At 41.7% G+C, this 14,828-nt stretch carries 19 protein-coding genes; 14 read left to right on the forward strand and 5 right to left on the reverse strand.

The features are described from left to right. Positions 1-340: 340 nt before the first annotated feature. The 5 genes from C1A12_RS16905 (at position 341) to C1A12_RS16925 (ending at position 3,935) form a co-directional block, all read left to right on the forward strand. Entirely contained in the window at positions 341-796 is a 456-nt protein-coding gene (locus C1A12_RS16905) for a general stress protein (RefSeq protein WP_101845709.1), read from the forward strand. 92 nt (positions 797-888) lie between these two features. Beyond that, positions 889-1,071 carry a YjzC family protein gene (locus tag C1A12_RS16910; protein ID WP_101842646.1) on the forward strand — a complete coding sequence of 61 codons (183 nt, stop codon included), beginning with the start codon at positions 889-891 and terminating at the stop codon, positions 1,069-1,071. Between the two features lie 100 nt (positions 1,072-1,171). Beyond that, entirely contained in the window at positions 1,172-1,420 is a 249-nt protein-coding gene (locus tag C1A12_RS16915; protein ID WP_101845712.1) for a hypothetical protein, read from the forward strand. Between the two features lie 32 nt (positions 1,421-1,452). Then, positions 1,453-2,274 (forward strand): manganese catalase family protein, encoded by an 822-nt coding sequence (locus tag C1A12_RS16920; RefSeq protein WP_101845714.1) that lies wholly within the window; start codon positions 1,453-1,455, stop codon positions 2,272-2,274. Positions 2,275-2,420: 146 nt separating this feature from the next. Further along, a complete protein-coding gene (locus tag C1A12_RS16925; RefSeq protein WP_101845716.1) occupies positions 2,421-3,935 on the forward strand; it encodes an FAD-dependent oxidoreductase in 1,515 nt (504 codons plus the stop codon). 11 nt (positions 3,936-3,946) lie between these two features. On the opposite strand, the gene C1A12_RS16930 is transcribed toward C1A12_RS16925, so the two are convergent. Together C1A12_RS16930 and C1A12_RS16935 are read right to left on the reverse strand one after the other, a co-directional pair. Continuing rightward, a complete protein-coding gene (locus C1A12_RS16930; protein WP_101845718.1) occupies positions 3,947-4,258 on the reverse strand; it encodes a hypothetical protein in 312 nt (103 codons plus the stop codon). Positions 4,259-4,269: 11 nt separating this feature from the next. Beyond that, the gene (locus C1A12_RS16935; RefSeq protein ID WP_101845720.1) at positions 4,270-4,956 is read right to left on the reverse strand and encodes a DUF421 domain-containing protein; all 687 of its coding nucleotides are present in this window, start codon (positions 4,954-4,956) and stop codon (positions 4,270-4,272) included. Positions 4,957-5,113: 157 nt separating this feature from the next. On the opposite strand from C1A12_RS16935, the gene C1A12_RS16940 reads away from it, so the two are divergent. Next, positions 5,114-5,554 carry a YndM family protein gene (locus C1A12_RS16940; protein WP_235001649.1) on the forward strand — a complete coding sequence of 147 codons (441 nt, stop codon included), beginning with the start codon at positions 5,114-5,116 and terminating at the stop codon, positions 5,552-5,554. Between the two features lie 36 nt (positions 5,555-5,590). Here the strand turns inward: C1A12_RS16940 and C1A12_RS16945 are convergent, their stop codons facing one another. After that, positions 5,591-6,103, reverse strand: coding sequence for a DUF3231 family protein (locus tag C1A12_RS16945; RefSeq protein ID WP_101845722.1), 513 nt, complete (start codon positions 6,101-6,103; stop codon positions 5,591-5,593). A gap of 166 nt (positions 6,104-6,269) precedes the next feature. Between C1A12_RS16945 and C1A12_RS16950 the strand changes: the two genes are divergently transcribed. The 8 genes from C1A12_RS16950 to hutH all read left to right on the forward strand — a co-directional run bounded on the left by C1A12_RS16950 (position 6,270) and on the right by hutH (position 13,418). Then, the gene (locus tag C1A12_RS16950; RefSeq protein WP_101845724.1) at positions 6,270-7,328 is read left to right on the forward strand and encodes a nitronate monooxygenase family protein; all 1,059 of its coding nucleotides are present in this window, start codon (positions 6,270-6,272) and stop codon (positions 7,326-7,328) included. Positions 7,329-7,388: 60 nt separating this feature from the next. Further along, positions 7,389-7,781, forward strand: coding sequence for a VOC family protein (locus C1A12_RS16955; RefSeq protein ID WP_101845725.1), 393 nt, complete (start codon positions 7,389-7,391; stop codon positions 7,779-7,781). Between the two features lie 83 nt (positions 7,782-7,864). Beyond that, positions 7,865-8,596, forward strand: coding sequence for a ZIP family metal transporter (locus C1A12_RS16960; RefSeq protein WP_101845727.1), 732 nt, complete (start codon positions 7,865-7,867; stop codon positions 8,594-8,596). Positions 8,597-8,694: 98 nt separating this feature from the next. Next, complete coding sequence (locus C1A12_RS16965; protein WP_200816610.1) at positions 8,695-9,285, forward strand: bifunctional 2-polyprenyl-6-hydroxyphenol methylase/3-demethylubiquinol 3-O-methyltransferase UbiG; 591 nt, start codon at positions 8,695-8,697, stop codon at positions 9,283-9,285. Positions 9,286-9,374: 89 nt separating this feature from the next. Next, on the forward strand, positions 9,375-10,250 hold the full coding sequence (locus C1A12_RS16970; RefSeq protein ID WP_235001650.1) for an endonuclease I family protein: 876 nt from the start codon (positions 9,375-9,377) through the stop codon (positions 10,248-10,250). Between the two features lie 684 nt (positions 10,251-10,934). Beyond that, entirely contained in the window at positions 10,935-11,102 is a 168-nt protein-coding gene (locus C1A12_RS21260; protein ID WP_200816611.1) for a hypothetical protein, read from the forward strand. A 260-nt stretch (positions 11,103-11,362) separates the two neighbouring features. Continuing rightward, positions 11,363-11,803: a hut operon transcriptional regulator HutP gene (gene hutP / locus C1A12_RS16975; protein ID WP_101845733.1), complete on the forward strand. Its 441-nt coding sequence runs from the start codon at positions 11,363-11,365 to the stop codon at positions 11,801-11,803. A gap of 94 nt (positions 11,804-11,897) precedes the next feature. Continuing rightward, positions 11,898-13,418 (forward strand): histidine ammonia-lyase, encoded by a 1,521-nt coding sequence (hutH, locus tag C1A12_RS16980; RefSeq protein ID WP_101846534.1) that lies wholly within the window; start codon positions 11,898-11,900, stop codon positions 13,416-13,418. Between the two features lie 99 nt (positions 13,419-13,517). On the opposite strand, the gene C1A12_RS16985 is transcribed toward hutH, so the two are convergent. Beyond that, a complete protein-coding gene (locus tag C1A12_RS16985) occupies positions 13,518-14,036 on the reverse strand; it encodes a GNAT family N-acetyltransferase (protein ID WP_101845735.1) in 519 nt (172 codons plus the stop codon). Positions 14,037-14,411: 375 nt separating this feature from the next. Then, positions 14,412-14,726 carry a phospholipase gene (locus C1A12_RS21440; protein ID WP_101845737.1) on the reverse strand — a complete coding sequence of 105 codons (315 nt, stop codon included), beginning with the start codon at positions 14,724-14,726 and terminating at the stop codon, positions 14,412-14,414. Positions 14,727-14,828: the final 102 nt, after the last annotated feature.

Raw genomic sequence — 14,828 nt, forward strand, 5'->3', positions numbered from 1 at the left:
GGCTAAACTCAAGAAGAAAAGAATCTATTTTCCTATATTAATATAATACTTAAGTCTATTAAACAAAGGGAAAATATGTAAATTATACTCTATGAAATCACTGCATTGCTTTTATAGAGAAGGTTGGAAGGAGTTAGGTCCAAAGAATTGTGTCTTTATACAACAGGGGATGTAATATTAAGTCAATAGGAAGTGATTAACAATTTTCTTTAAGTTTTGATTACCAATATTTCGGTAATGTTTCAAATCGAGGTTAGTGGAAATTTATTGTTTAACTGCCCCGTAAAACGAGAATGTTTATCTATGTAACATAAAAAGATTTTAAAGGAGGCTAGATAGCATGGCTAAGAACAATCAAAGTAATAACATGAGCAGAGAAGAAGCAGGTCGTAAAGGCGGAGAGAAAGTAAGTCGGAAATATGACCAGGAACATTTTGAGAATATCGGTCAAAAAGGTGGAGAGACCACTTCTCAAGAACATGGTCAGGAATTCTATGAAGATATTGGCCAAAAAGGCGGAGAGAAAGTAAGTCAGAAATACGATCAAGAACATTTTGAAAATATCGGTCAAAAAGGTGGAGAAACCACTTCTCAAGAACACGGCCAGGAATTCTATGAAGATATCGGTCAAAAAGGCGGCGAAACAACCAGCCAGGAATATGACCAGGAACACTTTGAGAACATTGGTCAAAAAGGTGGGGAGACCACCAGTGAAAAATACGGTGAAGAACATTATGAAAAAATTGGACAAAAAGGCGGCCGTAATTCAAGCAGCGGATCCAATCGCAGCTCATAATTACAGCCGCAGCGACTCGAATGTAAAAGTCTAAGAAATTGGTTACTGGCATAAACAATTTCTTACCAAAATTATAACGGAGGTGCTTAATCATGGCAAATAACAAACAGTATAAAACAGGTGAAAAAGCTCCAGAAAGCGGTAAGTATAAAGTAGACAAGCTGCAGAACGGCAATTCTGCACAGGATAATACAGAAATCAATCTTAATGAAGGAGATCAGTTCCCGCCTTCTCCTTCAGAGAATGAAGCAGCTTACTGGGTGAAATCTTCTTAAGCTCTTGATTTAATCCCCTCTTGGTTTGCGGATCAAGAGGGGATTGTTATTGAAATAGCAGTTTTGAATGTGCTCGATATAACAGTTAGGGGTTGTAACTGTGCAGCGACTTCAAACTTTCAAATCAGAAGGTTACCCAAAGAGCGCTACTGAAATGGAAGATAAACAGCAGGGCAGTGTGTGCCTATGTTTAAACGACCTGGTTAGTGAGGAGCAGTTATTAAATATTTTAAGGATTAACCCTATTCGAGTAGAATACTTCCCTTTAGAAGAAAAACCATATTTGGTTGTTTATGAGGAGAACAAATGTACGAGAGTATCTATTCACCCTAAGCAAAAATCATCCTGAAAAATTTATATTAGAAAGGTTGGTTGATCTCAATGTTTTTCCACAGAAAAGAGCTACAGTATCATGCAAAGCCTGAACGTCCGGATCCTGTTTATGCAAAAAAGCTTCAAGAAATATTAGGCGGACAGTTTGGGGAAATATCCGTTGCGATGCAATACTTATTTCAAGGGTGGAACGCACGCGGTGATGAACGCTATAAAGATTTGATTATGGACACAGGAACAGAAGAACTTGGACACATCGAAATGATTTCTACAATGATTGCAAGGCTTTTAGACGATGCGCCTCTTCATGAGCAGGAGAAAGCAGCAGAGGATCCTGTGATTGGCGCGATCATGGGAGGAATGAATCCGCATCATGCCATCGTTTCAGGGCTAGGAGCAATGCCGGAGAATAGTACAGGTGTACCCTGGAATGCTGGGTATATTGTGGCGAGTGGCAATCTCATAACAGATATGAGAGCAAACTTAAATGCTGAGTCACAAGGGAGGCTCCAGGTTGCTCGATTGTATGAGATGACAGACGATCGTGGCGTGAAAGAAATGCTTTCCTTTCTTCTTGCCAGAGACACGATGCATCAGAATCAATGGATTGCGGCTCTTAAAGAGTTAGAAGAAGAGCACGGTACCACAGTTCCAGGCACGGTGCCAAAAGAGTGGGAAGCAACCGAATTTTCCTATGACTTGCTCAATTTTTCTGAGGGTGAAGAGAGCACTGAAGGAAGTTGGACATCTGGTAAAACACCAGATGGAAATGGTGAATTCGGTTACGTGAAGGAACCACAGGCACACGGAGGAAAGCAGGAACTTAAGCCGACACCTCAATACGTTCACGGTACTCCACCTACCAAATAAAAAAATTTGGCGACATGTTTTTTCTTAACGTAGCAGCTATGTAAGGAGAGAAGCGTAAGGAAGAGCTGCCCTGAAAGGTAGAAGGGCGGCTCTTTGCTTTTTTATAAGGGTAGACGGTGAGACTTAGGAAAGAGGGAGGTCCAAACATGCAAACAAACTCACTGTGGAGAGATATTGACATAGAAACGTTCCCTTCCTTAACAAAGGATTTAACTGCAGAGGTAACCGTCATAGGAGGAGGAATTACCGGTATTACAACCGCTTATTTATTAGTGAAGCAAGGTTATAAAGTGGTTTTACTAGAGGCCGGCAGGTTGTTGGAAGGTACGACTGGCTATACCACTGCTAAGGTTACTTCACAGCATGGTTTAATCTATGATTATCTCATTCGAACATTTGGACGGGATAAAGCAAGGCTGTACTATCAGGCGAATGAAGATGCGTTGAAGCTGATCGAGCAAATCCAGGAAGAACTGAATATCGATTGTGATTTCTCGAGGCAGGACGCTTATGTCTATAGTGTTACGGATAAGGGCAAACAGGAAATTTATAAAGAAGCTGAAGCCTACGAAAAAATTGGAATAAATGGAGGAATCGTAAAAAACGTGGAACTTCCATTTGAAGTGACGTCAGCAATAAAAATCAGGGAGCAAGCCCAGTTTCACCCTGTAAAATATTTACATCCTATGGTTCAATATTTAAAAGAACACAACACACCTATTTTTGAAAATACGCGTGCGTCAGATGTGGAGAAAGGTGAGCTCCTTAGTGTCATTACCAGAGAAGGAAACTCGGTTACTTCAAATCATGTCGTTATGGCTTCCCACTTTCCATTTAAGGATTTTGAGGGGATGTATTTTTCCAGACTTCATGTAGAGCGCTCCTATTCAATCGCATTACCAACAAATGAAGTTGTGCCAGAAGGAATGTACTTAAATGCGGAGAACCCAAAGAGGTCTCTTAGACATTATGTCAGCGAAGAAGGGGAAATGCTTCTTCTCGTAGGAGGAGAAGGTCATGTGAGCGGACAGAAGGAAAACACGAAAGAATGTTATGAAAAGCTGCAATCTTATTCCAAGGAATACTTTAATACTGACCAGGTCACCCATCGGTGGTCTTCTCAAGATTTAACGACTCTTGATAAGGTTCCTTATATAGGTCCTGTTAGCAGGAATAACCCTCGTCAATACACAGCCACCGGCTTTTCAAAGTGGGGAATGACAAATGGTACGATTGCAGCCAAAGTAATTAGTGATCTAATCCAGGGATCTGCCAATCCATATGCGGAACTTTTTTCTCCATTAAGAAGGCCCGGTGTGGAGCAGGCGAAAAATTTCGCTTTGGAAAACACAGACGTGGCTAAAGAGTTTGTAAAAGGGAAGCTGGAAAGCAGAAAGATGGAGCCAGAGAACCTATCACCTGGAGAAGGTGCAGTGGTGCGATTGAATGGAAAACGTGCAGGTGCCTACAAAGATGAAACGGGTCGTGTTTATTTAGTCGACACGACGTGCACTCATATGGGGTGTGAGGTGAATTGGAACAAAGCAGAGCAGTCTTGGGACTGTCCCTGTCACGGGTCCCGGTTTACTATTGAGGGAGAGGTGATTGAAGGCCCCGCAACTAAACCGTTGAAGGAATTAAAAAAGGAGGGCGAGAGGTAATCTCGCCTGATTTATTCCATTTGACTATTGTTTTCGTTAGGTGAAGTGTTATATGGATCTTCACTTTTTTCATCTTTGTCATCATGAGTGGGATGAGCTCCCGGATATTGTCTTGGTAAGTCCTGGTGGAGATTGCGGTTTTCATAGGCGAAGTTGCTGTAATACTGTTGGCCATCCTCCCAGGGCGTGTCTTTATTTTCCACAGGGTCTTCTTTTCCCTTCGGGTGCCCAAAGGAGCCTTCTGGGAATTCTTCTGCCGTTAAGAAGTTTTTTTGGGTCTCAACATTAGCGAAATCTGTATATTTTTGATTCTTTTTTGCCATTTTCTTCACTCCTATTCTTTAAGGGCGATATAGAGTGTACCGTCCTTTTGCAGTTCTGCGTAAAATACTTCGGACACAGAAGGGATACCAGCTTGTTTAATTTGTTTTTCAACCCATTGTTTGGTTAGGTTTAGTTTGTGTAAATTGGCGGTATTCATTCGTCCATCAGCAATAACCTTGGTTGAAACAGGGGAGAATGCTGAAGGAATAGTCATAACATTCATCTCTTGTTTAGTTACAGGCTGATTGTATTCCTTCTTTAATACTGACAGCTTACCGCTGGTTTCAAAAATGGCATAATCCACCTCTGAAACCGAAAAAGCATTCTTTTCTCTTAACAATGCTTTTAATTCATCGATGTCAAGTCTGGCCCTGCGTAATTCTTTTTCCATGATGTTCCCGTTTTTAATAAGAATCAACGGCTGTCCGTCTAATGCTACCCTCATCCTTGTTGATTTAATATCCAATAACCCCATTGAAATAGTGAAAAAACTCCATAAAATTAACCCTATCAGTCCATTTCTTACACTGATGGAAGGATTGATGGCCAGAGAGACACCTAAATTGCCGAGGGCAATCCCCGAGACAAAGTTAAAAAATGTCATTTGAGTTAGTTCTTTTCTGCCTAATATCCTTGTTAACAGCAGCAAAGTGAAAAAAGCAATGGCCAGTCTGATGATCAGTTCGTATACCGCCATGACAGGTCCTCCAATGAACTTTTTGTTCAGGTTAGTATCCCCGGCAATGCGGCTCCCATGTACGCTTATAAACTAAAACTCTTATTAAAAGTGAAATTTTGTATTGTTGTATATCTCCTTTCTTTTTACAAATGATAAAAGAGAGGAGGTGTTAATTGTGAAACATGCAAAATACATGGCAGCCAAGTTTATCGGCTGTTTAGCATTGTTGTTCCTTATTCTTGGAGTGGGATATGAAATGTCGTTTGGCAACGTGTTTCTTATTACCTTGGTTCTTGGAGTTTTATCTTACGTTATTGGTGACATGATGATCTTGCCGCGAACAAGCAATACCGTAGCTACGATTTCTGATTTTGTGCTTGCTTTTGCAGTCATTTATTTCATGAGTGACGCTTTAACGGTAGCCGGTGATATCTTCACAGCTTCCCTGCTGTCAGCCATTGGAGTCGCTGTATTCGAATTAATTTTTCATAAATACGTGGCTTCCAGTGGATTATTTGAACCGAAAGAGCGCGAAGCCAATGACTTAAATTACGCCGCAGAAACGTCTGATGAACTTTTTCCATATGAAGAAAAAGATAAAAAAGATAAGGATTAATAATTAAGCCCCCTGAACTTCAGGGGGCTTTCCGTTTTAACCTTGATTTGGAACTTTAGTGTGAAGGGGAGGTAAAATGATCCAACCTTTTTCTTTGTTCAGCCGTAGAGCTTTTGCAGCTGATTGTGCCTTGTTCATATGATATTGACCAAATAACATCGCTACATCTTCTCGTGTGCATTCTCCGATAATTTTACTGCAGGCAACAAGTCCTGCAGAAATACTCGCGGATACCATGGCACTGACCTCAGGATCACTGAACTTAGCACCCACAGGAATTTCTTCTAAATCGGCTAATGACCGTTCCGGCGGTGTCGGAGGCAAAGCTATGCCATTGCTTTTTAAGATTTCTTCAATCCCTTCAGTTTCTTGTTTAATCCCCTGAGTCAGTTCTTCAAGAAACTGTTTTAACTCTTTGTCTCCCACGTGATTAATATAAGTCTGGAATGCAGCATAGCTTCCTTTGATTGTCACAAGGTAAGACCACATACCAAAAACTTCTCCGTAATGAAGCGGTTGTTTCTTTGGATTTCCTGATAATACTCCCATGTGCTCACTCCTTTTTATTTTCCTTTTTATTGTGGCTAAGGCGGTATTTATTATGCGTAAGGAAAAATGCTTTGAAATAATATATAAATTTTGTTAAGAAATTCCTTATCTGTTCTAACTCTTTGTTAGGATAGCAGTAAGAACATAAAGAATAGGAGCTGGTTTGATGGAGAAAAAGAATAAACTAACGGAGCTTTTGAACATTGATTATCCGATTATTCAAGCGGGAATGGCAGGAGGTGTGACGTCCCCTGAATTAATTGCTGCGGTCTCAAATTCCGGTGCCCTTGGAACGCTGGGGGCCGGTTATATGAGTGCGGAAGCTATGAAAGATAGTATCCTTCAGGCCAAGAAGTTAACGGATCGTCCATTTGGAGTAAATGTATTTATTCCTGAATTCCCTGAGATCGTAGAAGAGGAAGTAAACGAAGCGAATGATTTACTAGAGCCATTCCGCGAACAATTAAAGTTTGAAGAGAACGTAGTCCCTTCAGTTCCTGATTCCCAGTTTGATAAGCAATTAGAAGTGGCAGTGGAGCAGCAGGTTGCTGTATGCAGCTTTACCTTCGGTGTTCCATCAAAAGAAGTGGTTCACGATTTAAAAAGGCGGGGGATAAAGGTAATCGGCACAGCTACGACTGTTGAAGAAGCTGTAGTCAATGAGGAGCATGGAGTAGATGCTGTTGTGGCTCAAGGAAGTGAAGCGGGTGGTCACCGGGGGACCTTTATTCATTCATTTGAGACATCCCTTATTGGTACGATGTCTTTAGTGCCTCAAGTAGTCGACCAGGTCCATATACCCGTTATCGCCGCGGGTGGAATAATGGATGGAAGAGGGGCAGCTGCTTCTCTAGTATTAGGCGCCGGCGGAGTTCAGCTCGGCACAGCTTTTGTCACCAGTACAGAAAGTAGTGCTCACCAGTTGCATAAAGAAGCCATTTTGCGTGCAGAAGAAAGTCAAACTGTCCTGACTCGCGCGTTCAGCGGTAAGCCTGCCCGCGGAATACAGAATGCGTTTATTGAGAAAATGAAGGATTATGAATCTAATTTGCCTGATTACCCTGTACAAAATCGTTTAACAAAAGGGATAAGAAAGCAAGCGGCTAAGCAGAATAACCCTGACTTTATGTCTCTCTGGTCAGGACAGAGTCCTCGATTAAGTCAAAGAAAAGCTGCCGGAGAAATCATTAAAGAAATTATGGAAGAAGTCGAAAAAGTGTTATAGGATTCAAAGGATTTCAGAAAGCTGTACAGAAACTATAATTATACGAAAGGAGGACCGCCAATGAAAAATGTAATGCCATTTCTAATGTTTCAAGGAACTGCGGAAGAAGCGATCCATTTCTATACTTCACTTATCGAGGGATCTGAAGTTAAATTGCTCTCCCGGTATGGACCGCATGAAGTTGGGGAAGAAGGTACCGTGAAACAGGCGGTGTTCGCTTTAAAAGGACAGGAATTTATGTGTATTGACAGCAATGTTCAGCACGACTTTACGTTCACTCCGTCGTTTTCAATTTTTTTAACATGTGAAAATGAGAAAGAGGTTACTCACTTGTATCAAAGCCTGGCAGAGGGCGGGGACGAATTGATGCCGCTTGGTGATTATTCCTTTAGCAGAAAGTTCGCCTGGGTTGTTGATCAGTTTGGAGTCTCGTGGCAGTTAAATCTTCCTTAAAAAAAACGAGGAGCCTTACTGAGTCTTTTCCGGAAGGCTTGGACATATAGTGGAGAGAACGTTTATTCTCCGGGAGGCTTCTTATGGAATCAAACGTACTCTTAATGTTGTTATGTGCTCTTGCTACTGGTGCAGGCGCAATTCCCGTACTTTTTATAGGAACGATTTCACATCGAAGAATGGATAGTATACTTGCATATACTGCCGGGATTATGGTGGCTGCATCTACATATGGATTAATCCCTGCTTCTCTAAAGCTTACCAATTTATATGTCCTAAGTATTGGTGTCCTGGCGGGAGCAGTGTTATTGAATTTATTGGAGTATGTGGTCCCTCATGAGGATATTGATCATAAGAGGGCGGGTGCGGGCATACCCTCTTCTTCTCTCATGATGGTCATGGCTATGACCCTGCATAACATACCTGAAGGGTTATCAGTAGGAGCCAGTCTGGGGAGTGATCTAGAGCACTTAGGGTTGGTTGTTGCTCTTTCGATGGGACTCCAAAACGCACCGGAGGGTTTTCTGGTTGCTTTATTTTTAGTACATCAGCATGTTAGAAAATGGACAGCAATAGGGTTGGCATTATTTACCGGAATGATTGAGTTTTTATCCAGTTTAATCGGGTACAGCCTTGTAAATGTAGCATTGTTTCTTGTGCCTTATGGACTGGCATTTGCTGCTGGGGCTATGTTATTTATCGTATACAAAGAATTAATTCCTGAGACCCACGGACACGGATATGAACGCTGGGCTACCTTTTCTTTCTTGTTAGGATTGCTGAGTATGATTGGCCTGGTTGAATGGGTTCGGTGAATAAATATTGGTTGTTATCATCAAAGACATCTACCAATACACTATGATTCTATTGCTCATATAATAATCTACCTTGTAATAAAAAAGGGGGTTATATTATGGCAGATAAAAAAAGTATACAAGAAATCCATGATTACTGGATGAACTCAAGTACACCCGACCGGTATGCAAATAAAATAGAGCGAAGCGAGTTCTTAACTAAATATGTCCAGAAGTATATTGCAAAAAAAGGTCGTATTCTTGAGGTAGGATGTAACGTAGGGAGAAATTTAAATCACCTTTATGAGCAGGGCTACGACCGGCTCTCCGGAATTGAAATTAGTGACGAAGCTGTGGAAGCTTTGAAGAAGACGTACCCCATGATGGCAGCACAAGCTGATATTTTCCACACGCCGATTGAAGACATTGTTACAAAGATGCGTACAAATTCTTTTCACTTGGTTTTCTCCTTGGCTGTACTGGAACACCTCCATCCAGATAGCGAGTGGGTATTTGAGGAGTTAGCGAGAATTTCACGAGCTTACATTATAACGATAGAAGCAGAGCAAGCGGAAAACTGGCGTTTGTTTCCTCGTAATTATAAAACTATTTTTGAACAGTTCGGTTATGTGCAGGTCGAAGAAAGTGACTGTATTGAAGCTGATTTAAAGAATTACACGCTGCGTGTATTTAAAAAAGTAGGTAAATAGAAGGTATTTTAAAAACTCCCTCATACGGGGGTTTTTATTTAGGGAAAGAAAGGAATTATATCGTAAATGCTGGGTAAGGAGGAATAAGAGTGAACCTTTATTCGGGACCGACAAATGAAAGACAATTTGAACAGCTGCTAGATAAGGTCAGGAAAGAAAGGTCAGCCTTGGAAAAAGGGGACAGGCCCTATTTTGACGAGAAAAAGGCTGAGCAAGCTGTCGAGGAGTACTATGAATCTGTGGATCTGACAGATCTTAATTCGATCGGGCGGGTAGTAAAGGATACTCATACCAATCCAGTGAGCTATGATCCTAGTGAATATCTCTATCCCTGGGTCGACTTACGTTCAGATGGTCAGCTGCGTAATATTTATTCAGGAGAGAGGCGCGACGCAGAGCAAGTCATTAAGGAAGATTATGAAATCGTGAAGCAGAGAAAAGCAGCTGTTGAGGAAGAAGGGTTGAATGAAATCACAATCCTTCGTGATTTAAAATTTAATTGCGAACACGCTGTTCCACAATCGTGGTTTAATGGAGAAGAACCTATGCGTGGAGATCTACACCACTTGTTCACGTGTGAGCCTGTATGCAATTCCATTCGGAGCAATTATCCCTACTATGACTTTAAAGATTACCCAAACCATGATGCTGGGATAAATCGTATTGAAGAGCACTGCGGAAAAGCAGAAGATGAGCGGTTTGAGCCAGAGCATGGAAAAGGACCTGCAGCTCGTGCCATGTTGTACTTTTTACTGAGGTATCCTGCTCATATTGACTCTTCATATAAGCAAGAGATTGACCAGGATCTATTGTTAACATGGCATGAAAAAGAACCACCTGAGTTGTATGAGCTGCACCGCAATCAGGCAATCTATGAAATTCAGGGAAATCGTAATCCGTGGATCGATCTTCCAAAAGACATGTTAAAGGTAGTTAAGTCTGCCGGCACCCCCTTTTCCAAATAAATAAGGGAGAGGTGCATTATCTTATTATTCTGTAACGAGTTGTCCTACTTCAAATAACAGAGGTACTTGGCACACGGTACATTCCGTGTGTTTATTTTTGTGAAAATGGGATAGGGTAATAATATTTTTCAAAAGTTACTCAACTGATCATGCTGTTTAAGCATGGGCCGGACTTGCTAAGGGTGAAACATAAATAACGCTCCAGGGACAACATCTGGAGCGTTTTCATGCGTTTACTAACAGGGTCTCTTTACTCTAAAGTATAAGGCTGGCGGCCGCTTAACCACTGGTCCAAGTGGACATTTTTTAAGGCATTTAGGGTCTTCTTTTTTCTTCTTTTTCTTTTTTTTACGCTTAGGACGTAAATAGACAGTCGGCACTCTCTCTAATTTGGGACAACATCCATTCATAATCTATTTCACCTTCCTTGTTATATTATATGAACGCAAAATTCATAAAGTTAATAGCAGAATAATAGATGATTAAATGTCCCTGTTCATTCCGCGTTTTAGGTTTTAAATAGGACAGGGAAGACTCCTGCAGGTTTTTTCACTGCCGCTGATCTCCAAATGGATATATATGTTAAAATAGCGTGGAAGCATAGTAAAGTACTAAACTTCAATACTATTTAAAAAATCGAAGGAATACTCATAATTTAATTCGTTCTATAAAGGAGAATAAGAGGTGAAGAGATACTTTAAAAAAACTAAAAAGGATAAAAATGGGTTAAAAGACATCATCTTAGAATTAATATTTTGGATTCCTGAATTACTAATATACCCGATTCGGCTCGCCATTCTGCTCGTCAGGGGAATAGGGAAACTGCTTCATCACATTTTTGATGTGATCTAATGACTTTTATCGCATGATCATTTAAGGGGAAGCGTCATGGAAAACATATAAAATAAAGGAATCGCCTGGCTCAAGTAAGCATACATGTTGTTACCAGGGCTTAGTTTTTAACTTTTTTTATAATTATCAGAAGGGTTTTTTGTCTTTACTTATTCGCAGAACCCCCTTGCTGGATATTCGACTATTGAATGTAAGAGAAAGTTGACTCTTTTATAAGAAAGCGTTTACAATTTAATTACAAATGAAATCAGGTGGAACCGATGACTCAAAAGATACCAATCGGGAAGCTGGCGATGCTTCTGGCTTCTCTTTCAAACGAGGAGCTTGAACCATTTAACGATCAGTTAAGAGATATCGATTTCTGCAGTGGAAAATCAGGCTCGATGAACATGCAGAAAGTAATATCAGCTGTGGAAACGTCAGCAAAAAGAAATCATATAATATCGGAGGAACTATACCGTGAAACGCACGCGCTTTATCATGCAATATTAGAAGCGCTGGAAGGCGTGATGCGGGGACAGATGGCTGCCGGGGATATGATGAGGACAGTGGGACTTCGTTTTGCTGTCGTTCGCGGATCTCCGTATGAGAAGTTTGATGAAGGGGAATGGCTGGCGGTTGCTTTCTATGGAACGATTGGCGCGCCGGTCAAAGGGCTCGAGCATGAGACATTCGGGCTCGGGATTAATCATATAGGGTAATAAGCTGCCTATAGTCATGAGTTATGAGGAGGCGGCAATGGTATTTGGTATGCCATTGTCGTCTCCTTTTTATTTAGGAAAGGAGAGGTGTTGGGTGATTGTATTAAATGGTTCCGCGTTAACGATCGAACAGCTTAAGAACATCCTTTATAATAATGAATTGGTTGAAATCGACTCCGACAGTAGGGAAAAAGTGAAAAAAAGCAGGGAAGCCGTAGAACGTATTGTGGACAGGGGAGAAACAGTCTATGGAATTACGACTGGCTTTGGCAAGTTCAGTGATGTCCGCATTCATAATCATGACGTAGACGACCTGCAGCTCCATCTCATTCGTTCTCATGCCTGTGCGGTTGGGGAACCATTTCCGGAAAAAGTCAGCAAAGCGATGCTCGTATTACGATTAAATGCGCTGCTGAAAGGTTTCTCCGGGGTACGTACTTGTGTAGTGGAACGTTTACGTGAGTTAGCTAATAAAGGCGTCATTCCTGTTGTACCAAGCCAGGGTTCATTAGGAGCTTCCGGAGATTTAGCGCCACTCTCTCATCTCGCTTTAGTACTGATCGGAGAAGGGGAAGTCTATTACAAAGGGAAGAGGCAGCAGACAGCACACGTTTATAAACAGCTGGGGTATCAGCCGCTTTCTTTGAAAGCGAAAGAAGGGCTAGCGTTGATAAATGGAACGCAGGCTATGACTGCGATGGGAGTCATTGCTTATATTGAAGCTCAACGCATACTTGAACAAAGCGACCGGGTGGCTGCCATGACGTTAGAAGCGTTAGAGGGAATTATTGATGCTTTTCACCCAGCTATTCATGAAGCACGCGGGTATCCTGAACAGATTGAGGTCGCAGAACGAATCCGGTATCTTACTCATGACAGCCAACTGACGACTCATCAAGGAGAAAAACGAGTACAGGATGCATATTCTCTCCGCTGTATTCCTCAGGTTCATGGAGCATCATGGCAGAGTCTCGCTTATATAAAAGAAAAATTGGAAATTGAAATCAATGCGGCCACAGACAATCCATTAATTTTTGAAGATGGCAAATTGGTGATTTCGGGAGGCAATTTTCATGGTCAGCCGATTGCACTTGCGGTGGATTTTTTAAAAATCGCTGTTGCGGAAATGGCCAATATCTCTGAACGGCGTGTGGAACGACTTGTCAATCCACAACTCAATAGCTTGCCTGCTTTTTTAAGTCCGAATCCAGGACTGCAGTCGGGCGCAATGATTATGCAATATGCTGCCGCTTCACTTGTGTCTGAAAATAAAACATTTGCCCACCCAGCCAGTGTGGACTCTATTCCCTCTTCAGCAAACCAGGAAGACCACGTCAGCATGGGGACCATTGGGGCTCGTCACGCCTATCAGATCATTTTAAACACTCAAAAGGTAATTGCCATCGAATTGATATGTGCTATGCAGGCGTTGGAATATCGAGGAGAGTTGAATGCTTCCTCTGCTGCAAAAGAATTGCTGATAGAAGCTAGAAAAATCGTACCTGGTATTACAGAGGACCGGGTGTTTTCCAAGGATATCGAGGCGCTGTCTAAATGGATGGCAAGTGACAGCTTTTGCTGGAGAGTAAAAATGAATTACGAGAGTACAAGGTGAAGTTCGACACAAGCCGTAAAAGAAACAAAGAATGTGAAATAACTAGATGAAAACACCCTATCAGGCTGTCGAGTTTTTCCGCAGCTTGATAGGGTGTTTTTAGTTTTCATCTTGATTAAAAGACAATCGGAATGCTTTAACAATGATGCCATCGTCTGCGGGCTCGAAGTCATACTCAGGCAATCGCTTAAATCCGTAACGTTCATATAAAGCAATTGCATTATGCATAAATTCTCCCGTATGCAGACCAATATAATGATACCCTTTTTGTTTTGCAAGACGAATGCATTCATCCACTAAGGCAGAAGCAATCCCTTTTCCCCGGGCGTCAGGAGCAACAGCGAGGACTCGAATTTCTGGATAATCCAGTTCATCCACTAATCCATCATAAGCATCTGTTTTGGCAGGAAACAGAGCGGTACTGCCTGCAATTTCTCCATCTACCTCGGCTACAAGCAGCTCCACTCCTGGTTGTTCATCCGAATCGGATGTAATGGCTTTCTTTAAAGCTTGCCAATGTTTAGCTGGAATGGTGTTTATATGCTCCTCATAGGCTTGCAGACGCTGCTTGCGTATGAGTGGTATTTCTTTTTTACGAGCAGTACGGATTGTAATCATTTCAGTTTCCCCTTTACGTTAAAACTCTTTTCTTAATGGTTTCGTCCATGAGAAGAGACGGGCATAACCCAACAGGTTTGAATCGCGTATAAGTTTTCAGTTAGCTAAGGTGTTATAGTACACCGCTGAACTCTTTTCACAATGTTTTCTTAAACCGTTTATCGCATGTATTTTGAGAAGGGTCAAGCCTTTTGCAGCATTAGAAATTTATGTAAGAGAGCTGTTCTAAGATAGGATAGGGGTGTGGAGGACTCGATTTCAAATTGGGGGAGAAGGGCATTGAGGAAACCTCCGCTTATTGCAGGAGTCCGTTTAACCTTATCGTACTGGAGTAGGAAAATGCAAAAAACTCAGAGTGTTGAGGGTCTGAGTTTTTCAGTATAAAAACCACGGTTTTTTTAATGAAAGTCCGCACGTGACTACCTTCTGCGCCTTCATATAGCGAAGCATCATTCTTGCATGGCGGCCTTCCCTTGTGTAGGGGTTCGCTAATTCTTCTAATCTATAAATGAAATCCCTGTCACAGGCGCAATAGTCTCCATAATACAGGTAACACAGATCGTGCGCTTTACATGCGGCATCGACGGCGTTAATTGGTTCGCCGGGGCCGCTGCAGGCAGGCCCACACCAGTTGTAACCTGGAAATAGGCAAAACGGCGAGTTTCTCCTTCTATGTCTGTATCTTCGCATATAGCCTTCTTCTCTTTCCGTTTTATTTAAGAAGTAACCTTCCTGTCAATAGATATTGTATGAAGGCGAAACGATTCCGTATAGTATGAATGCTCATAGATG

This window comes from Halobacillus sp. Marseille-P3879 (assembly GCF_900240285.1).
In the GTDB taxonomy this organism is placed as follows: domain Bacteria; phylum Bacillota; class Bacilli; order Bacillales; family Halobacillaceae; genus Halobacillus_A.